Genomic DNA, 19,271 nt, shown 5'->3' on the forward strand with positions numbered 1-19,271 from the left:
GATTCAGCGGCTCCTGGCGCGGGGGTCGAGGGCGGCCACCGCGAGGTCGGCCAGCAGGTTCATCGAGACGACGGCCAGGGCCGCCAGCAGGCTGATGGCCTGCACGATCGGCACCTCGCGCTTGTCGACGGCCTGCAGCAGGATCATTCCGAGCCCGGGGTAGCCGAACACCTTCTCGACCACCACGATGCCGCTGAGCAGGCCGGCCACGTAGAGCGCGGCCGAGTTGAGCGCCGGGATCACCGAGGCCGGCAACGCATGGCGCAGGATCAGCCGCAGCTCGCCCAGGCCGGTGAAGCGGGCGCGCTCGACGTAGTCGCTGGCCAGCGACTCGATCAGCCCGGTGCGGATCAGCTGCACCAGGTGGGCGATGGAGCCGAACACGATGGTCGCGACCGGCAGCACCGACACGGCCAGCAGCGCGGACGGCGGCGCGTCGGCGAAGGCCAGGATCACGGCCGGGAAGACCGGGATCCAGATCGCGAACACCAGCACCAGCAGGTTGCCCGAGGCGAACTCGGGGATCGAGTAGCCGATCACCGCGCCCATCGAGGCCAGCGTGTCGGGCAGCCGGCCGCGCCAGAAGGCCGCGACGATGCCCAGCAGCAGCGACACCGGAATGGCCACGAGTGCCGTCACGGCCGCGAGCAGCAGCGAGTTCTTCACCGGCTCGCGGATGATCTCGACCACCGGCGTGCCGCCGAGGATGGTCTTGCCGAAGTCACCGCGCATGGCGCCCGTGAGCCACTCGAAATAGCGCACCGGCGCCGGCCGGTCGAGGCCGAGGTCGTGGCGCTTTCGCGCCAGGTCCTCGGGATTCATCATCGCGATCTCGTCGGCCGTGAGGCTGACTTCGAGCGCGTCGCCGGGCAGCACCTCGGTCGCGACGAACACCAGCATCGAGGCCAGCAGCAGGGTCAGCGCATAGAGGCCCACACGCCGCAGGAAGGTCATGAGCATGATGGGTCGCCGTTCGCGCGCGGGTCGGTGAAGGGGATGCGGGGCCGGCTCACGATTTCCAGACCTCGTCGAAGCGCATCGACCAGAATTGCGAGTGGTTGCGCAGGTCGTGCACGTTGGGCTTGTGGATCAGCAAGTTGCGCCGTCCGCCCGCGGACAGGGTCGGCACCTCGTCGCGCAGGATCTCCTGCATGCGCACGTAGTTCGCGCGCCGCTTCTCGGCGGAGGGCTCGGCCAGCGACTTCTGGTAGAGCGCCATGTACTCGTCGCAGCCCGCGCCACGCCAGTAGCCGCTCTCGTTGTTGTCGGGCCGCAGCCGGTACAGGCTCACGCCGGGATTGCGCGGGCCGGCCGGCGTGTAGGCGAAGCGGTGCTTGCGCGTCTTCTCGGCATCCTCGACGCGCCACTGGCGATAGCCGTCGCTCGGCCGCTGCTCGATCGGCAGCACGATGCCGGCCTCCTTGACCGATTCGGCCAGCACCTGGAACACGCGCGGCACCTCGGGCCAGGTGGGTGCGAAGTAGAAGGTCGGCAGCTTCACGCCGTTGGGGTGGCCGGCCTCGGCCAGCAGTGCGCGTGCGCGTGCCACGTCGTGCATGCGCTGCAGCGGCTGGAAGGCGGCATTGGCCGGCGTCAGGTGCGAGTCGTTGCCGACCCAGCCGGCCTTCTTGCCGTAGACGATGCGGATGATCTTCTCGCGGTCGGCCGCCAGCGCCAGGGCCTGCCGCACGCGCTTGTCGTCGAGCGGCGATCCCGCCACCTTGGGGATCACCATCAGCGCCTGGTCGCCGCTGCTCGACAGGCTGTACTTGAGGTCGGGCGTGCGCTCGAGGTCGGGCAGCAGGCCGGGGTCGACGCCGATCACGGCATCGAACAGGCCGCCGCGGAATCCGTTCAGCGCGCCTTCCATTCGGCCGGGCGAGCTCACGACCTCGAGGCGGTCGAGATAGGGGAAGCCGGCGCGCCAGTACTTCTCGTTGCGCTCGAGGATGATGCGGCGCTTGGGATCGAGGCTCGCGATCCGGAACGGCCCGGTGCCGATGCCCGAGAGGCCGATCGCGTCCTTCTCGGCCGCCGGCATGATCATCAGGTGGTATTCGGCGAGCACGTAGGGGAACTCGCTGTTCGGCGCGTCCAGCGTCATGCGCACCTTCCTGCCGACCTTCTCGACCTTGACGATCTGCTTGGCGTAGCCGGTCGCGGTCTGGTGGAAGCGGTAGGACGACACCACGTCGTCGGCCATCATCTCGCGGCCGTCGTGGAACAGCACGCCCTCGCGCAGCGTGATGTCCCAGACCTTGAGGTCGGCGCTCGGCTCCCAGGCCGTGGCGAGCTCGGGTTGCACCTCGAGGTTCTCGTCGACCCAGGTCAGCGCGTTGTAGGCGCTGCGGTTGTTGAGGTCGAGCCAGTGCTGGGGATGACGGCCGGTGCGCGCATCGCCCATCCGGTTGTTCGGGTAGGTGTTGGTGTAGACGAAGGTGCCGCCGCGCTTGGGGGCGGCCTGGGCCGCCCGCGGAAAGAGCAGCTCGCCGAGCGAAAGCGCGGCGCCGGCGCCGGCGCCCGTCAGCAATCGGCGGCGCATGGCGTCGATCGGGCAGTTGTCGTTGGGTCTCATCGTGTCTCCTGGCAGTCATCGGGCGCCTGGTCGGCGCTCTTCGGTTCGCGCTGCCTCGCATCGCATGTCGATGCGAGGCGGCGCGCCGTTCAATCCATTGTCGGTGGGCTCACCATGGCAGCGAGAGCGTCTTGCAGTTGGTGAACGACTTGATCGCCTCCTGCACCCCTTCCTTGTAGCCAAGGCCCGAGTCCTTGATGCCGCCGAAGGGCGTGAGCTCGATCCGGTAGCCCGGCACCTCCCAGAGGTTGACGGTGCCGACCTTGAGTTCCTTGGCGAAGCGCATCACGTCGTCCATGCGGTTGGTGCAGATGCCCGACGAGAGGCCGAAGGCGGTGCCGTTCGACATCGCGATGGCCTCGTCGATGTTGGCGAAGCGCAGGATCGGCGACACCGGGCCGAAGGTCTCCTCGCGCACCACGGTCATCTCGGGTCGCACCCGGTCGAGCACCGTCGGCGCGTACAGCGCGCCCTCGCGCTCGTTGCCGGCCAGCAGCCGCGCGCCCTGCGCGACCGCCTCGTCCACCACCGCCTGGAAGCGGCGGGCCGCGGCCTCGTCGATCACCGTGCCCATGTCGTTGCCCGCGTCCATCGGATCACCGAACTTCCAGGCACGGGTCTTGGCCACCACGCGCTCGGTGAATTCGGCGGCCACCTTCTCGTGCACCAGCATGCGCTTGACGGCGGTGCAGCGCTGGCCCGAATTCTTGTAGGAGCCCTGCACGGCGAGGTCGCTGGCGCGGTCGAGGTCGGCGTCGTCCATCACGATCAGCGGATCGTTGCCGCCGAGCTCGAGCACGATGCGCCGGTAGCCGGCCTTGTTCGCGATGTATTTGCCGATCTCGACGCCGCCGGTGAAGGTGATGAGCTCCACGTGGCGGTGGGTCAGCAGCTCGTCGGCGATCTCGCGCGGGTCGCCCGTGATCACCTGCAGCATCTCGGGCGGCAGGCCGGCCTCGTACAGCAGGTCCGCGAAGTACAGCGCCGACAGCGGCACCTTCTCCGAGGGCTTGAGCACCATGCGGTTGTTGGTCGCGACCGAGGGCACCACCTTGTGCGCCACCTGGTTCATCGGGTGGTTGAAGGGCGTGATGGCGGTGATCACGCCCAGGAGCGGCTCGCGCGTGGTGATCACCTTGCGCTGCTTGCCGTGCGGCGTGAGGTCGCACGAGAACACCTGGCCGTCGTCGCGCAGCGCCTCGTTGGCGCCGAAGTTCAGCACGTCGGCCACGCGGCCGATCTCGTAGATGCTGTCCTTCTTCGACAGGCCCGACTCGCTGGTGATCAGCGTGGAGGCCTCGTCGGTGCGCGCGCGCAGCAGCAGCGCGGCACGGTTGAGGATCGCGGAGCGCTCGTAGCGCGACAGGCGCGGCACGTAGGCGTGCGCGATCTCGTAGGCACGCCGCACGTCCTCCAGCGTGGCCATGGCGACGGTGCCCACCGTCTCGCCGGTGTAGGGGTTGCGCACGGCGATCGTGCGCGGCGTGTGGACCTTCTCGCCGCCGATGCGCAGCGCTTCGGCGCGGATGTCCTGTCTGTCGAGAATGGCGTTCATGCCGCCTCCTTCTGTGGGGTGCCGATGAAGTTCTTGCCGCGCGCGCCGGTCAGCGCATGCGCGACCATGCGGTCGGCCTGCTCGCTCGACACGCCGTAGTCCGAGAAATGCGTCTTGACGCCCAGGCGCTCGATGAAGTCCGAGAGCCGTTGCGGTGCGCGGTCCAGCGGGCCGAGCGCGCGCTCGAGCACCGCGTCGCGGCCGGCGTCCTGCCCGATCGCGCGCCGCAGCACCATCGGCAGCGGGAACGAGCAGGCGATGCCGTGCGGCAGGCCGTAGCGCAGGGTCATCTCGTAGGAGATGGAATGCGCGAGCGCGGTGCGGGTGTTCGAGAACGCCATGCCGGCCTGCAGCGCGGCCAGCGCCATGCGGGCGCGCAGCTCGAGGTCGTCGAGCTTCTCCATCAGGAGCGGCAGGGTCTCGAAGATCTGCTGCACCGCCGCGACCGCGAAGGTGTCGGACAGCGCGTTCGCATTCACGTTCCAGATCGCCTCGAGCGCATGCGACAGCGCGTCGAGCCCGCTTTGCAGCGTCACCGAGGCCGGCAGCGAGAGCATCAGCTCAGGGTCGACGATCGCGATGCTGGGCCAGGTCTCGGCAAGGTGCAGCGAATGCTTGCGCTGCGCCTCGCGGTCCCAGATCGTGGCCCAGGGCGTGACCTCGCTGCCGGTGCCCGCGGTCGTCGGCACCGCGATCAGCGTCTTCACGCGCGCCGGAACGAAGGGCCCGCCCGCGGCCAGGGCCGCCACCAGGTCGTCGAAGCGGCCGCTCTGTGTGCCGACCATCAGCGCCTTGGCGGTGTCGATCGCGCTGCCGCCGCCGACCGCGACCAGCACCTCGGCCTGCTGCGCCTCACTCCAGAACGCCTCGTAGAGCGCCCGCAGTTCGGCCACGTCGGGGTTCGGCAGCACGGCGTCGATCACGCCGGCCAGGCCGTCGCCGAGCAGGGCCTGCAGCCGGTCGACGAGCCCGAAGCGGCGCGCCTCCGGAAAGGTCACGACCACGGCCTTGCGGCCGGCCAGCAGCTTCGGCAGGGACGACAGGGCCCCTGCCCCGTACACGCTGCGCACGGGATTGAAGAATTCCTGGGACATCTGGGCCTCTTCAGTGGGCGGCGCCCGCGTGGTTCAGGGCCAGGTCGAAGACGTCGAAGTTGCGCAGCCGGCGGCGCGGATCGACGCCCTGCAGTGCGCGGTTGAACAGCAGCGGCACCTTCTGCTCCGAGATACCGCCGTGCGAGCGCAGCGGCACCGTGAGGCCGCTGAGGTCGTGCCGCGCCGCGCTGGTGCCCAGCACCGTCAGGTGGTCGCCGACCACGACCAGGTCGCCGATGCGGTCGCCCGCGAGCTCGAACTGCCGCACCGCCTGGTCGCGCGTGAGCACCTGCTCGACACCTGGCAGGCCGGCCAGCGCCTCGTGCACCTGCTCCAGCGGCGCGCGGTTCACGTACACCGTCGCGAACGAGCCGAGCGCGCCGTGGTGCACCACGTAGGGATCGGTGATCGGCAGGATCACGCGCGTGCTGGCCTCGCCGAGCCGCGCATCGAGTTCCTGCTGCAGGTAGAGCACGCGCGGATGGCCGGCGGCGTCGGTCTTGGGGCTCATGCCGTGGTCGGCCGTGAGGCCGATCACCGCGCCCAGTGCGTCGAGCCGCGCGAGGTAGCCGTCCATCATCGCGTAGAAGGCATTGGCCTCGGGCGTGCCGGGCGCGCACTTGTGCTGCACGTAGTCGGTGGTCGAAAGATACATCAGGTCGGGCTTGCGCGTCTCGAGCAGGCGCACGCCGGCGGCGAAGACGAACTCGCTGAGGTCGGCGCTGTAGACCGAGGGCACGGGCTTGCCGACCAGCTCGAGCACGCGGTCGATGCCGCATTCGGCGACGGTCGCCTTGTCGGCCTTCTCGGCCGAGAAGCAGATGCCGCGCAGGCCGTGGCCGAGCATGGTGCGCAGCTTGTCCTTGGCGGTCACGGCCGCCACCAGCGCGCCGGCATCGGAGAAGGCCGACAGCAGCGTGGGCGCGCGCAGGTACTCGGGGTCGTTCATCATGACCTCCTTGTCCGCCGCGACGTCGTAGAAGAAGTTGCCGCAGATGCCGTGCACCGAGGGCGGCACGCCGGTCACGATCGACACGTTGTTCGGGTTCGTGAAGCTCGGGACCACGCAGTCGCCGATCAGCGAGCTGCCCTGCTTGAGCATGCGCTGCAGGAACGGCGCCGCACCGGCCTGGATCGCCTGCGTGATGTAGTCGGGCTCGCAGCCATCGACGCACACCACGACCACCGGCGCGCGCGGCTTCGCGTAATGCCGTCCATTGGCCAGGACGGTCTCGGCTTGAAATGTCATCGGGAAGCTCCTTTGGAAGTCAGTGCGTTGTCTCGGAGACCTTGTCGTCTCTCGTTGGGTGCACTGTCCGCTCGAAGCTTCTATTCGTCCAATTCAAGTTTTTCGGGCAATGTATTGAGCAGAGCTATACATGGCCCGGGAAAGTACGGAGGCGCCGCTCCGTACGCTGCCCTCAGTCGACCGCGAGCCGCGGCGCCTTGCGATGCCGCGTCGCCGTCTCGTAGTCGTGCGCCAGCGCGAGCAGGGTTGCCTCGCTCCACAGCGGCCCGACGAACAGCAGCCCGAACGGCGCGCCCGAGGCGTAGTAGCCCGCGGGCACCGTCACGGCCGGCAGGCCCGCGATGTTGAGCTCGCCCACCGTGGTCTCCTGGATCGTGCCGCCGCGCGTGACCGGCAGCTCCTCGCGCATCTGCGGGAACACCAGCGCGTCGAGCTTCTCGCGCGCGAACACCGCATCGACGATGCGCAAGTAGGCCTCCTTGAGCGCGATGAAGTCCGACAGGTCGGGCGGCGTGGTCGGCGACTTCAGCGCGGCCGCGAACTGCGGCAGGTTGTGCAGGTAGCTCAGCACGCCGCCGGGCGCGAAGGCGGACTCCTTCTCGGTCGCCTTCGCGAAATCGGCGAAGGACTTGAGCGCCGCGTCGGGGCCCAGCCGCTCGAGGTATTTCTGCAGGTCGTAGGGCACCGACTCCATGCCGCGCGCATCGAAGTTCGTGAGCGGCAGCGTGGGCTGGCGCAGCTGCGCGAAGCCGGTGCCGGCGAAGGGATCGTCGACCAGCACCGCGCCGCGCTGCACGAGCTCCTTCGCGGCACGCGCATAGAGCTCGCCCGCCTCGGCCGACAGCGGCTGGGTGCGCCAGCCCGGGCCGTACAGGCCGATGCGCGCACCCGCGAGGCTGCGGCTGCCGAACTGCGCGGTATAGCCGCCCACCGGCTTCTTGCCGACGCCGGCCAAGGTCTTCGGATCTTCCGGCGAATAGCCCGCGAGCACGTCGAGGCACAGCGCCGCGTCCTTCACGGTGCGCGCGATCGGGCCCACCACGTCGCGGTTGCCCGACAGCGGCATCACGCCGGCATTGGGCACCAGGCCAATGGTGGGCTTGATGCCGACCAGGTCCTGCGCCGAGGCCGGGTTCTGGATCGAGCCGCCGGTCTCCTCGGCCAGGCCCAGCACGGCCATGCTGGCGCCGACCGCGGTGGCCGTGCCCGCGCTGCTGCCGCCGGGCACGCGATCGGGCAGCACCACGTTGAGCGTGGGGCCGGCCCAGCTGTCGTCGGCATGCGTGCCGGTGTGGCTCAGCACCGGCACGTTGGTCTTGCCGAGGATGACGGCGCCGGCCGCGCGCATGCGCGCCACCACGGGCGCGTCGGTGGCGGGCATCAGGTCGACGCCGCCGCTCTTGCCGTGCAGCAGCGACCAGCCGGCCGTGGTCGGGAAGCCGACCATGTCCATCGGGTCCTTGACGACCACGGGCACGCCCGCGAGCGGGCCGAGCGCCTCGCCGGCCGCGCGCCGGCGGTCGATGGCGCGTGCATCGTCGATGGCCTCGTCGTTGAGGAAGATGATGGCGTTGTAGCGCCCGTTCCAGGTCTCGATCTGCGCGAGGCAGGCGCGGGCGAGCGACTCGGCCGTGAAACTGCCGTTGCGAAAGCCTTCCTGCACGGTGTCGACGGTCAGCGTGGCGAGGTCGATGGTGGGGGGGGTCTGGCTCATGGCGAAGAAACTCCTCGTGAATGCGGTGGATGAAGAGGGAGACAAAAAGGGGAAGTCAGAAGGTCATGTGGCGATCGATGATCTCGTCGCTCAGCTGCTCGATGGGACCGCTCTCGACGATGGTTCCCTTCTCGAACATGGCGAAGCCGCTGGCCACGCGGCGCACGAAGTCGATGTTCTGCTCGACCAGCACCATCGTCAGCCCGAGCTCGCGGTTCATGCGCGCGATCGCGGCCTCGATCTCCTGCACCACCGAGGGCTGGATGCCCTCGTTGGGTTCGTCGAGCAGCATCACGCTCGGTTGCGCCGCGAGTGCGCGCGCGAGTGCGAGCTGCTGCTGCTGGCCGCCCGACAGCACGCCGCCCGGGCGGTCGAGGTTGGCCGCCAGGTACGGGAACAGCTCGAGCGCCAGCGGCGGGATCGCGCGCGGCCCGCGGCCCGAGAAGGCGCCCATCAGGATGTTCTGGCGCACGCTGAAGTCCGGGATGATCTCGCGCCCCTGCGGCACGTAGGCGATGCCGCCGCGCGCGCGCAGGTGCGTGGGCAGCCCGTCGATGCGCAGGCCGTCGAGTTCGATGCGGCCCGTGGCGCGCACCATGCTGCCCATCAGGGTGCGCAGCAGCGTGGTCTTGCCCATGCCGTTGCGCCCGAGGATGGCGGTGATCTTCCCCTTCGGGATGGAGAGGCTCACGTCCTGCAGCGCGTGGCTGCGGCCGTAGTAGCTGTCGACGTTGGCGAGTGTCAGCATGTTGATGCGATTCCGTGGGATCCGAGGTAGGCCTGCCGGACGCGCGCATCGCGTTCGATCTCGGCGACGCTGCCCTCGGCCAGCACGCGGCCCAGGTGCAGCACGGTGATGCGCTCGGCGATGTCGCGCACGAAGGCCATGTCGTGCTCCACCACCAGGATGGTGTGGCGCCCGCGCAGGCTCTTGAGGATCTGCGCGGTCTTGCGCGTCTCGCCGGCCGTCATGCCGGCCGTGGGTTCGTCGAGCAGGATCACCTTCGGCTGCTGCGCGATCAGAAGGCCCAGCTCCAGCCACTGCGTCTGGCCATGGCTCAGGTCGCCGGCCTGCTGCTGCTGCACCTCCTCGAGGCCGGCCAGCGCCAGGATCTCGTCGACGCGGCGGTCGGTCTCGCGCCCGAAACCCCAGCGCAGGTTGCGCAGGATCGAGGGCTCGCGGCTCGCGGCCACGCACAGGTTGTGGCGCACCGTGAGCTCGCGGAACACGCTCGGGATCTGGAACTTGCGGCCGATGCCCGCGCGCGCGATCCGGTACTCAGGCCAGTTCGTGAGGTCGCGGCCGTGCAACTCGACCCGGCCCTCGGTGCTGCGCGTCTTGCCCGAGACCAGGTCCATCAGCGTGGTCTTGCCGGCGCCGTTGGCGCCCAGCAGCACGCGCAGCTCGCCCTCGGCCACGCGCAGCGACACGCCGTCCACCGCCTTGAAGCCGCCGAAGCTCACGCCCAGCGCATGCAGTTCGAGTGCGATGTCGCTCATGGCGCACCTCCGCCAGCACGGCGCTGGCCGATGCGCTCGAGCAGCTCGTGCGCCCAGCCCGCCATGCCCTTGGGCAGGTACAGCACCACCAGCACGAAGGTCAGCCCCACGATCACGCGCCAGGCCTCGACCAGCGACTGGGTCTCGCTCGCCGTGGCCTCGAGCATGTTGATCAGGATCGCGCCGATGCAGGCGCCCAGCAGCGAGGCGCGCCCGCCCACCGCGGCCCACACCACCATGGTGATCGAGAAGCTCAGGTCCATGAAGGTGGGCGAGGCGAACTCGGCCACCACCACGTAGAGCATCCCGGCCACCGCGGCGATGGCCGCCGACAGCGCGAAGAAGAAGGTCTGGTAGTGCGCCACGTCGAAGCCCAGGTAGCGTGCGCGCTGCGGATCGCCCGAGGTGGCGCGCAGGATCACGCCGGCGCGGGTGGCGAGCAGTGCGCGCGCACCGACCAGCACCACGGCGAGCACGCCCGCGACCAGGTAGTAGGTCGACACGCCGTAGGGATCGAGCTCGTGCCCCGCGATGCGCAGCCAGGCCAGGTCCGACAGCCCGTTGAAGCCGTTGGTGATCGGCTGCGCGTCGACCAGCAGCAGGCGCACCAGCAGCACCAGGGCGAGCGTGACGATCGACACGAACACGCCCGCGATGCGCTTGCGGAACAGCAGCGCGCCGAGCACGAAGGCCACCAGCGCCGGCAGCAGCAGGCCCATGGCGAGGCCGAACCCCTGCGACTGGAACGGCTGCCACAGGAAGGCGCCCGGGTTGATGCAGCACAGGTCGACGGTGGCGCCGGGCTGCGCGTTCGACAGCATGAAGTCCGGCACCGGGTTGGCACCGCCATGCTGCAGGCTGGTGGGGCTGGCCATCTTCAGCGACATGGCCAGCATGTAGGCGCCGAGGCCGAAGAACAGCCCCTGCCCGAGGTTGAGGATGCCGGCATAGCCCCAGCTCATGGCGACGGCGATGCCGAGCATGCCGAACACCAGGTACTTGGCGAGCCGGTTGAGCCAGAAGCCGTCGAGCACCAGCGGTGCCAGCGCGACCAGGGCCAGGAACAGTGCGTAGGCGGCGAAGGTCGCGCGCCGGTCCAGAGGAGTGCCCATGCCGTTCACCGCCCCTTGAACGAGATGAGGCCCTGCGGTCGCACCACGATCAGCAGGATCACCAGGCCGAACACCACCGCGCGCGCGAGGATGTCGTTGCTGACCGCCGCCACCACGCCCGTGACCTCGCCGAGGCCGATCGAGGTGACGACCGCGCCGAGCAGGCTGCCGACGCCGCCCGACACCACCACCAGGAAGCTGTCGACCACCAGGGCCGTGCCCATGTCGGGCGAGACGGTCTTGAAGCCCGCCACCAGCACGCCGGTGATGCCGGCCAGGCCGGCGCCGAAGGCGAAGGTCCAGGCGTTGACGCGCTGCACGTCGATGCCGCAGGCCGCGGCCATGCGCGGGTTGCGGATGATGGCGCGCACCTGCATGCCGATGCGCGTGCGGTAGAGCAGCAGCCAGGTCGCGAAGGTCAGCACCACGGTGCAGGCCACGATGAAGGCGCGGTAGGCATTGATCGGCGTGTCGCCGACCATCACCGCGCCCTGCAGCACGGCGGGGATCGGCATGTTCTGCAGCCCCGGCCCCAGCCCTTCGATGTGGATGCCGAAGAAGGCCAGGCCGCCTTCGAGCCGCACCGCCTGCTGCACCAGGATCGCCACGCCCCAGGTGGCGAGCAGCGTGTCGCCGAGCCGGCCGTAGAGGCGCCGCACCACGCAGCGTTCGATCAGCAGGCCCAGCGCGGCCGCGACCACGAAGGCGATCGGGATCGCGGCGAACAGCCCGAGCCCGAGCCAGATCTGCGCCAGCACCGCGGCATAGGCACCGACCATGATCATCTCGCCGTGCGCCATGTTCACCACGCCCATCGCGCCGTAGATGATGACCAGGCCGAGCGCGGCCAGCAGAAGAATCGAGCCCATGCTGAGCCCGATCAGGAGTACGTCCAACATCGGAAGTCTTTCTCTCGAGGGTGACTGCGGGCGCGGCACATGCCGCCGCGCCCGCGGACGGCTGTTCAGGCCTTTTTCAGGCCTTCACCGGCGCGGCGCCGTTGCGCTTGCAGATCAGGTTGGCGTCGGTCTCGCCGTAGGCGAAGTAAGGCAGCGGCCGCACCGGTTGCGGGCTCGCGTCGACCACCTTGCTCTGGCCGTCGGCCTGCCACTGGCCGATGCGCGGCGTGACCCAGGCATGCAGGCTCTCGGGATCGATGCGCACCTTGCCGCCGGGCGCGTCGTAGCTCTGGCCGCCGATGTTGGCGCGGATGGCGTCGGCCGTGGTGGCCTTGCCGGCCTCCACCGCCTGCTTCCAGAGGAAGACCTGGAAGTACGCGGCCTCGAGCGAGTGGTAGGTCACGGCCTTGGGGTCGTTGACGAACTTGCGGTAGCGCTCGATGAAGGACTTGTTGGCCGGCGTGTCGATCGACATGAAGTACGGCACCGAGGTGTAGCTGCCGGCCGCGTACTCGCCGCCCATGGCAGCGATCTCGATCTCGCTGATCACGGTGGCGCAGATCGGCACCGCGGCCTGCGACATGCCCTGGTTCTTGTACTCGCGGTAGAAGGCCACGAGCGAATCGCCCACCACGTGCGAGAGCACCACGTCGGCGCCCGACTCCTTGATCTTGCGCACCACCGAGGCCCATTCCGAATGGCCGAGCTCGAGGTACTCGTCGGCCACCCACTTGGCGCCCGACTGCTCGATCAGCTTCTTGCTGACCTTCGACATCTCGCGCGGATAGACGTAGTTGGAACCGACGATGAAGAACTTCTTCTTGCCGAGCTTCTCGACGATCCACGGCACGTAGTTGGCCAGCTGCTGGTTGGCGACCGCGCCGCTGTAGACCACGTTCTTCGAGCACTCGAAGCCTTCGTAGTGGGTTTGATAGAACAGCATCGCGTTGCGGCGCTCGAACACCGGCAGCACCGCCTTGCGGCTGGCCGAGGTGTGGCAGCCGAACACGGTCTCGATGCGGTCGCGCGTGATCAGCTTCGAGGCCTTCTCGTTGAAGGTCTTCGGGTCGGAGGCGCCGTCCTCGAGCACCACCTCGACCTGGCGGCCCATCACGCCGCCCGCGGCGTTGATCTCGGCCACGGCCATGCGCACGCCGTTGGCGAGCATCTTCTCGACGATCGAGAGGCCGCCGGTCTGCGAGTAGAGCGCGCCGACCTTGATGGTGTCGGCCGCGTAAGCGCTGCGCATCAGCGCGGGCGACGCGAGGGCAGCCGCGGAAGCAGCCGAGGAAACGAGGAAGTGGCGACGGTTGGTTGTCAACATGATGGACCTCAGGACGTGACGCAGCGACCATGCGCTGACGAATGGTTGAAGAGCTCGATGGGTGGAACCAGCCGACAGCACTGTCGGGCGCAGGCGAAAAAAAACCCACAACGCGGTGGGGACCGCGGCGTGGGCTTCATTGCCAGGTGGACCGGAGAACACACATGGTTCCCGGTGCCGGCTGCATCGGCGCCTGACGAATCAAGGGGATGCAGCCACCGAGCCGGAGGACCGACTCGATGCAGTCATGCTAGCGAGTTAGGGCGCCGGGTGCAACAGGGTTTCCATGTTGATGATCGAACTCGCGATCTGTTCCATCGACAGGCGCTTGGCCATCGCCTGCGCGCGGATCGCCTGGTAGGCCTCGCCCTCGCTGATGCCCTTGGACGCCATGAGGATCGTCTTCGCTCGGCTCATGGCCTGGTCGCTCGTGATCTTGCGGCGCAGCTTGCGGTTCTCCTTGAGCATCGCCTGGCGCTCGGCCCACAGGCTGCGCGCGGTCACCAGGTGCGCGAGCAGGCCGAAGGGCTTGATCGGCTTCTGCACCACCGCGAAGGCCGCGCTCTCGAGCACCAGCTGCAGGGTGGTCGGGTCCTCGTAGTTGACGATCGCGATCACCGTCGGCTCGGGCCGCGGCATCGACTTGAGCAGGGTCTCGGTGGCCTGGCGCGACTCGCCCTCCACCAGCAGGAACAGCACGTCGACATTGGGCGGCACGGTGGCCGGCATGGGCCAGGCCATGCTGACCATGCAGCCCACGCGGCGCAGGTGGCTGACGAGGGCGTCGCCCTCCTCGTCCGGCGGATGGACGACGACGATCTTGAGCTCGGGCAGTTCGCGCAGCAGCGAAATGGTCATGGCGCCTCCGCTTCCCTCAGGCCGGCCGTCCAGCGAGCGGATCGAACCGGTTCTCGTACATGTAGGGATCGGGCTTCACGCGCAGGCCCGGATCGTCCACCACCTGGAACGTGCCCTGCGCATCGACGCGCGCCACGCGCGGCCAGAGGTAGGTGTGGTGGTTCTCCTGGTCGATGCGCACCCGGCCCTGCGGCGCGTCGAACTCGTGCTCGTGCAGGTGCGGCAGCATCGCCTCGAGCCGGTCGCTGCCCGCGCGCTCGAGCGTCTGTGCATAGAGCATCACCTGGAAGTAGGCCGACTCCGCGCAGGCCGTGATCGGCAGGCCGCTGCCGAAGCGCTTGCGCCAGGCCGCGACGAACCGGAGGTTGGCCGGCGTCTGCAGGGTCGAGAAGTACGGTGCCGCCGTGATGCTGCCCGCGGCGGCGCGCGCCGACATCTGCGCGATCTCGGCCTCCTGCGTCGACTGGCTCGCGATCGGATGCGTCCGCTGGTCGAAGCCCGCCTCGCCGTAGGCCTCGTAGAAGCGCGCGATGCCGTCGCCGACCACGGTCGAGTAGACGACGTCGGGCTGCGCGGCCTCGATGCGCCGGATCACCTTGGGCATGTCGATGTCGGCCACGCGCAGCGGCACGTACATCTCGTCGAGCACCTCGCCGCCGGCCTGGCGGAACAGGTCCGCGATGATCCGGTTGGACTCGTAGGGGTAGACGTAGTCCGAGCCGATCAGGAACAGCCGCTTGCCGAAATGGCTCGTGAGGTAGCGCACCAGCTGCACCGAGTTCTGGTTCGGCGCCGCGCCCGTGTAGACGCAGTTCGGCGAATACTCGAAGCCTTCGTAGAGCGTGGGATAGAACAGCAGCGCGCGATGCGCCTCGACCACCGGCAGCACCGCCTTGCGCGTGCTCGACATGTAGCAGCCGAAGATCACCGCCACGCCCGCCTGGTCGCACAGCTGCTTGGCCAGCTCGCGGTAGCGCGGCGGCCGCGAGGCCGGGTCGAGCACCACCGGCTCGATCGGCCGCCCGAGCACCCCGCCGCTCGCGTTGACCTCCTCGATCGCGAGCAGGGTCGCGGCCTGCTGCGTGCGCTCGACGGCCGCGGTCACGCCCGTCGATGAGAAAAGCACCCCGACCCGCCAGGGGGTTTGTGATTTGGATCCGGTCACGTCTGGACTCCCAATGAAAAAAGCCCCCAGCAGCCCTTGCGGCCGCTGGGAGCTTCACTGCTCCGTGTCAATGTCGAGGCCTCGCGGCGTCGTCCGCCCTACTGTAGCAGTCCCGCGTGCACGGCAGGCAAGTCTTTCGAGAAGCCCCGCGCTTCAGTGGGAGGCCGGACGGCCGTTGGCGTGCTTCATCGGCGCCACGCGCCGCACGATCCAGCGGAAGGCCGGCCCGGTCAGCAGGGTCGACAGCACGGCGAGCGTGACCAGGGCCGCGAAGGCATGCTCCGACAGCAGGCCCTTGTCGCGCAGGATGGTCGCGGCCACGATCTCCATCAGCCCCTTGCATTGCAGCAACGTGCCCACCGCGAGCGCCTCGCGCCGCGACAGCCATCGGGCCGGCGAGCATGCCAGCACCGCCACCAGCTTGGCTCCGACCGCGAGCACCAGCAAGGTGACCGAGGCCTGCAGCGAGGCCCAGCCCAGCACGCTGCCGTCGATCTTGAGTCCGCTGTGGCCGAAGAACACAGGCGCCAGGCCGATCAGCGCGAACTTGCCGAGCCGCTCCGCAGGCAGCCGCCGCGACCAGGCCGCCGGCACGATCGCGCCCGCGAAGTAGGCACCGAGCAGCTCGTGCAGCCCCAGCTGCGAGCTCGACCACGCGCCGGCCGCGAGGAACAGCGGCATCGCGAGCCAGATCGCCCAGGCCGGCGGCTCGCGCGTCGCCTTGCGCGCAACCGCGGCAATGCCCGCGAGCGCCGCGGCCAGCGCGATCGCGGCGGCCGGCTTGACCCACGAGCCCGCGAGCAGCGCCTGCCCTTCGGCCGCGAGCAACAGCAGCGCCAGGCCGATCCAGAGCACCGCATCGTCGAGCACCGCGATGCGCAGCGCGATGCGCGTCAGCGGCCGGTGCAGCGGCCCGAGCTCGCGCACGATGCCGATCAGCACCGGCAGCGCACTCACGGCGAGGCACAGGCCGATCGCCAGCGCGCCCCACCACTGCCCGCCATGCGGCGCGGCCCAGCCCGGCAGGTGGTTGAACCAGAGCTTGGCGGCCAGCGTGCCCACCGCGAACGGCAGCAGCAGCGCCATCACCGCGCTGGCGACGAAGCGCAGCGTCTCGCCGGGCCGAGCGGGCGGCAGGTCGGTCGCGCCCGGCAGGTGCACCGTCTGCCGCGTTTCGAGTCCGGCCGTGAAGGCCAGCAGCAGCACGCCGATCCAGCCGATGAAGTCGCCACCCGCCGACGGGATGCCGGCGGCCTTGGGCAGCACGCCGGTGGCCGCGAGCAGCAGGCCGATGATGATCGGCAGCACCGCGATCGGCACCGAGCGGCCGAGGGCGCGCCAGATGGCCCAGGACAGGCCCATGAAGAGGATCAGGTCGGCGAAGGTCGATAGCAGGCTGTGAGGCATGGGTGGATGCTACCGTGGCATCAGCCGGGCGAATTTCCCTCGAGCACGAACACGCGCCTGAAGCGCCGTGCCGGTCCGTCGCCGGCCGGCAGCACCGCCAGTTCGGCTTCGAGGCCGCTGGCGGGCACGCGTGCGGGCGCGACGGCCGGGAGGTTGCGCCACCCCTGGCCCGGTTCCCAGGCCCGCAGCCCGAACGATGCGACGTCGCCCAGCACCTCGACCCGGTCGGCGGCGTCCGGCGCGGGCAGCGGGAACTCCCGGCGCGCCTCGCCCGCGGCGCGGTACAGCGAGCTGCCGCGTTGCCACCACTGCACGCGCTGCCATTGACCGGGGGCTGCCGGCGCGGCACGCACGATCTCGATCAGCAACGGCAGCGCGGCCTGGCTGCGCACCTGCAGTGCGGTCGGCAGCAACTGCGCGCTCGCGTGCGCGGCGGTGGCCGCCGCCGGCAACGGCAGCTCGGTGGTCGCACGCAGGGCCAGGTCGGTCTCGAGCTGGCCCAGCGCCCGCAGCAGCCGCGCGGCATCGTCGCTGCGTCGCTCGAGCTGGCTGTCGGTCCGCGTCACGCTCTCGAGTCCGCGCCATGCCATGACGCTGACCACCGCCATCAGCGCGATGGCGATCATCACTTCGACCAGCGTGAAGCCCCGGCCGCGAACTTTCGACGAGCCGCCGCGGCGCATCTAGCGCACCTCGATCCGGGTCTGCAGCGAGGCGAGCGAATGCGCGTCGCCCGCGAGGTACACCTCGACCGTCGCGTTGCGCAGTCCGCCGACCGCCGCGCCCACCTCCAGCCGGCACAGCAGCGGCACCTCGCCCTGCGGGCACGGCGTGCGCAGCACGCCTGGCGACGCCGGTGCGCTGCCGATGCGCAACTCCGCCAGCCGGTTCTCGGCCGAGAGCATGGCGATCGACTGCTTCTCCAGCAGTCCGAGATGGGTGATCGACTGGCTCGAGGCGCGCACGATCGCCGCCAGCGCGATGCTGACGATCGTGAGCGCCATCAGCACCTCGATCAGCGTGAAGCCCGACGGCCTCGCCGTGGCACGGCAACGGAGGGACATGGTTCAGCGCAGCAGGTAGGCGCCCGACGGGTCGCGCACGATCACGACCGTGGCATCGGCGTGGCGCAGCGCGAGCTGCCAGGGCGCGCCCATGGGCTCGGCGGTCAGCAGCACCGGGCGCGAAGGCACGACCTCCACCGGGCCGGCGCGCCAGGCGACGGGGCCGAGCACGTCGTCGCGCTCGAAGCGGTCGAGCGCGCCCAGGGTCGTGACCGTGGGGATGGTGCTGCCGGGTTGCGGGCGCCAGGTGCCGCGGCTGAACCGGTAGCCATCGGCATCGGCCTCCCAGGCGATCACGCGTCCGTCGACGCGCACTTCGTTCTGCGCGGCCGCGAGCCGCCGGGCGAGTTCGCGCGCATCGCGCCGCAGCTCGCGCGCCGGATCCGGCGCCACGCTCAGGCTGATCGCCGCGGTGGCGATCCCGACGATCACCATCACCACCATCAACTCGATCAACGAGAAGCCGCGCGGCCGCCGCCAGGCGCGCGGCGCGGGGGCATGGAGCGGTGCGAGGTTCATCGGAGGGCGGCGGTGTGCCGCGGCGATGCTAGGCCGCGCATGTGATGGTGCGATGAAGGTCGCGCGGCATGCACACCCGAGTTTCCGACACACGAAGCCAACACCGCGGTGATAGACAGGAACCCGACACCGGAAGCACCGACCATGAATCCTTTCGCCAAACGACTCCCCCGATATGCCGTGCATGCGGCCGGCCTGCTGCTGGTGGCCGCGGGCATTGCCGTCTGGGCGCGCCTGCCCGCCGCCGACACCGTGGTGGCCGTGGCGGCGCCGACGCCGGCGCCCGCGCCCGATCCCGCCGCCGGCACCATCGCCGGCTGGCTCGGCCCGGGCGAGATCCGGGCCAACGTGGTGGTCAACGGGCTGATCAAGGGTGAATGGCAGGGAGTGGCCGTGCTGGCCGTCAACGGTGCGGCCCCTCGTGCCTTCCGCCTCGGGGAAGCGCTCGCGCCCTCGGTCAGGCTGTCGGCGATCGAGCCCGGCGCGGTCGTGATCGACATCGCGGGCCGCACCGAACGCATCGCCGCGCCGGCGATGCCATCGCTGGCAAGCCCTGGCATCGTGCGCGTGGGTACGCCCTAGCCTCAGACGCCGCGCGCCCCGTGCGGCTTGGGCTGTGGCACGGAGGCATCGGCCACCCAGTTCGACAGCGCATGCAGCAGGCCACGGTTCACGCGGAAATCGCCCTCGCCCGATTCGGGCAGGTGGGTGCTCGACAGGCAGCGCGTCACGATGCGCACCGCGCGCGGATCGGTGCCCACGGCCTGCAGCTCGCGCGTGAACTCGGCATGGCCCGGCAGCTCGTCGGCGAACTTCTCGAAGCCCGCGAACCAGCGGAACAGCATGTTGTAGACCAGGCTCTCGTGCACCCTCTCCGCATCCTCGATCGAATAGATGATCTGCAGCACCAGGCAGCGCAGCAGGATCGGCAGGCCGACGGCACTGCCGTGCTCGCGCGCCAGTTCGGCCAGCAGCGCGCGCTCGTAGCGCAGCGCATCGTCGACCAGGTCGCGCAGCGGCACCAGCGGGTGGCTCCTGGGCACCAGCGCGCGCAGGTTGTCGGCCTGCACCCAGGCGCGGTGACTCACGATCCAGACCCAGGGCGAGCCATAGCGATTGACGGCCACCGGCTCCTCGCGTGCGTGTTCGACGATCTTCGATAGCCTGGCGTCGAGTTCCTGCATCGTGACCCGCAGGGGCGCCGTCCACTTCAACATCTTGCGATCCTCCTTCCCC

At 69.8% G+C, this 19,271-nt stretch carries 19 protein-coding genes; 1 reads left to right on the forward strand and 18 read right to left on the reverse strand.

Features of this window, described 5'->3' with window-relative positions:
• Positions 1–3 precede the first annotated feature (3 nt).
• The 17 genes from INQ48_42415 to INQ48_42495 all read right to left on the reverse strand — a co-directional run bounded on the left by INQ48_42415 (position 4) and on the right by INQ48_42495 (position 18,035).
• Positions 4–960 (reverse strand): ABC transporter permease, encoded by a 957-nt coding sequence (locus tag INQ48_42415; GenBank protein QRF62010.1) that lies wholly within the window; start codon positions 958–960, stop codon positions 4–6.
• Positions 961–1,009: 49 nt separating this feature from the next.
• The gene (locus tag INQ48_42420) at positions 1,010–2,575 is read right to left on the reverse strand and encodes a hypothetical protein (GenBank protein ID QRF62011.1); all 1,566 of its coding nucleotides are present in this window, start codon (positions 2,573–2,575) and stop codon (positions 1,010–1,012) included.
• 109 nt (positions 2,576–2,684) lie between these two features.
• On the reverse strand, positions 2,685–4,130 hold the full coding sequence (gene phnY, locus INQ48_42425) for a phosphonoacetaldehyde dehydrogenase (protein QRF62012.1): 1,446 nt from the start codon (positions 4,128–4,130) through the stop codon (positions 2,685–2,687).
• Positions 4,127–5,224, reverse strand: coding sequence for an iron-containing alcohol dehydrogenase (locus INQ48_42430; protein ID QRF62013.1), 1,098 nt, complete (start codon positions 5,222–5,224; stop codon positions 4,127–4,129). Before INQ48_42430 ends, phnY begins: the two co-directional genes overlap by 4 nt.
• A 10-nt stretch (positions 5,225–5,234) precedes the next feature.
• A complete protein-coding gene (gene phnA / locus INQ48_42435) occupies positions 5,235–6,473 on the reverse strand; it encodes a phosphonoacetate hydrolase (GenBank protein ID QRF62014.1) in 1,239 nt (412 codons plus the stop codon).
• 172 nt (positions 6,474–6,645) lie between these two features.
• Positions 6,646–8,187 carry an amidase gene (locus tag INQ48_42440; protein QRF62015.1) on the reverse strand — a complete coding sequence of 514 codons (1,542 nt, stop codon included), beginning with the start codon at positions 8,185–8,187 and terminating at the stop codon, positions 6,646–6,648.
• A gap of 55 nt (positions 8,188–8,242) precedes the next feature.
• The gene (locus INQ48_42445) at positions 8,243–8,935 is read right to left on the reverse strand and encodes an ATP-binding cassette domain-containing protein (GenBank protein QRF62016.1); all 693 of its coding nucleotides are present in this window, start codon (positions 8,933–8,935) and stop codon (positions 8,243–8,245) included.
• Positions 8,929–9,687 carry an urea ABC transporter ATP-binding protein UrtD gene (gene urtD, locus INQ48_42450; protein ID QRF62017.1) on the reverse strand — a complete coding sequence of 253 codons (759 nt, stop codon included), beginning with the start codon at positions 9,685–9,687 and terminating at the stop codon, positions 8,929–8,931. The genes INQ48_42445 and urtD overlap by 7 nt, the downstream gene beginning before the upstream one ends.
• Complete coding sequence (gene urtC, locus INQ48_42455; GenBank protein ID QRF62018.1) at positions 9,684–10,799, reverse strand: urea ABC transporter permease subunit UrtC; 1,116 nt, start codon at positions 10,797–10,799, stop codon at positions 9,684–9,686. Before urtC ends, urtD begins: the two co-directional genes overlap by 4 nt.
• A gap of 5 nt (positions 10,800–10,804) precedes the next feature.
• A complete protein-coding gene (gene urtB, locus INQ48_42460) occupies positions 10,805–11,698 on the reverse strand; it encodes an urea ABC transporter permease subunit UrtB (GenBank protein ID QRF62019.1) in 894 nt (297 codons plus the stop codon).
• 76 nt (positions 11,699–11,774) lie between these two features.
• Entirely contained in the window at positions 11,775–13,019 is a 1,245-nt protein-coding gene (locus INQ48_42465) for a transporter substrate-binding domain-containing protein (protein ID QRF63203.1), read from the reverse strand.
• A gap of 261 nt (positions 13,020–13,280) precedes the next feature.
• Positions 13,281–13,880 (reverse strand): ANTAR domain-containing protein, encoded by a 600-nt coding sequence (locus tag INQ48_42470; protein QRF62020.1) that lies wholly within the window; start codon positions 13,878–13,880, stop codon positions 13,281–13,283.
• Positions 13,881–13,896: 16 nt separating this feature from the next.
• Positions 13,897–15,006, reverse strand: coding sequence for a transporter substrate-binding domain-containing protein (locus tag INQ48_42475; protein QRF62021.1), 1,110 nt, complete (start codon positions 15,004–15,006; stop codon positions 13,897–13,899).
• Between the two features lie 192 nt (positions 15,007–15,198).
• Positions 15,199–16,452 carry a cation:proton antiporter gene (locus INQ48_42480; GenBank protein QRF62022.1) on the reverse strand — a complete coding sequence of 418 codons (1,254 nt, stop codon included), beginning with the start codon at positions 16,450–16,452 and terminating at the stop codon, positions 15,199–15,201.
• A 20-nt stretch (positions 16,453–16,472) separates the two neighbouring features.
• On the reverse strand, positions 16,473–17,135 hold the full coding sequence (locus INQ48_42485) for a prepilin-type N-terminal cleavage/methylation domain-containing protein (protein QRF62023.1): 663 nt from the start codon (positions 17,133–17,135) through the stop codon (positions 16,473–16,475).
• Complete coding sequence (gene gspI / locus INQ48_42490; GenBank protein QRF62024.1) at positions 17,136–17,516, reverse strand: type II secretion system minor pseudopilin GspI; 381 nt, start codon at positions 17,514–17,516, stop codon at positions 17,136–17,138.
• Between the two features lie 3 nt (positions 17,517–17,519).
• Positions 17,520–18,035 carry a prepilin-type N-terminal cleavage/methylation domain-containing protein gene (locus INQ48_42495; protein QRF62025.1) on the reverse strand — a complete coding sequence of 172 codons (516 nt, stop codon included), beginning with the start codon at positions 18,033–18,035 and terminating at the stop codon, positions 17,520–17,522.
• Positions 18,036–18,179: 144 nt separating this feature from the next.
• Between INQ48_42495 and INQ48_42500 the strand changes: the two genes are divergently transcribed.
• Positions 18,180–18,617 (forward strand): hypothetical protein, encoded by a 438-nt coding sequence (locus INQ48_42500; GenBank protein ID QRF62026.1) that lies wholly within the window; start codon positions 18,180–18,182, stop codon positions 18,615–18,617.
• Between the two features lie 2 nt (positions 18,618–18,619).
• Here the strand turns inward: INQ48_42500 and INQ48_42505 are convergent, their stop codons facing one another.
• The gene (locus tag INQ48_42505; GenBank protein QRF62027.1) at positions 18,620–19,252 is read right to left on the reverse strand and encodes a transposase; all 633 of its coding nucleotides are present in this window, start codon (positions 19,250–19,252) and stop codon (positions 18,620–18,622) included.
• Between the last annotated feature and the right edge of the window lie 19 nt (positions 19,253–19,271).

Source organism: Variovorax paradoxus, from assembly GCA_016806145.1.
In the GTDB taxonomy this organism is placed as follows: Bacteria; Pseudomonadota; Gammaproteobacteria; order Burkholderiales; family Burkholderiaceae_C; genus Variovorax.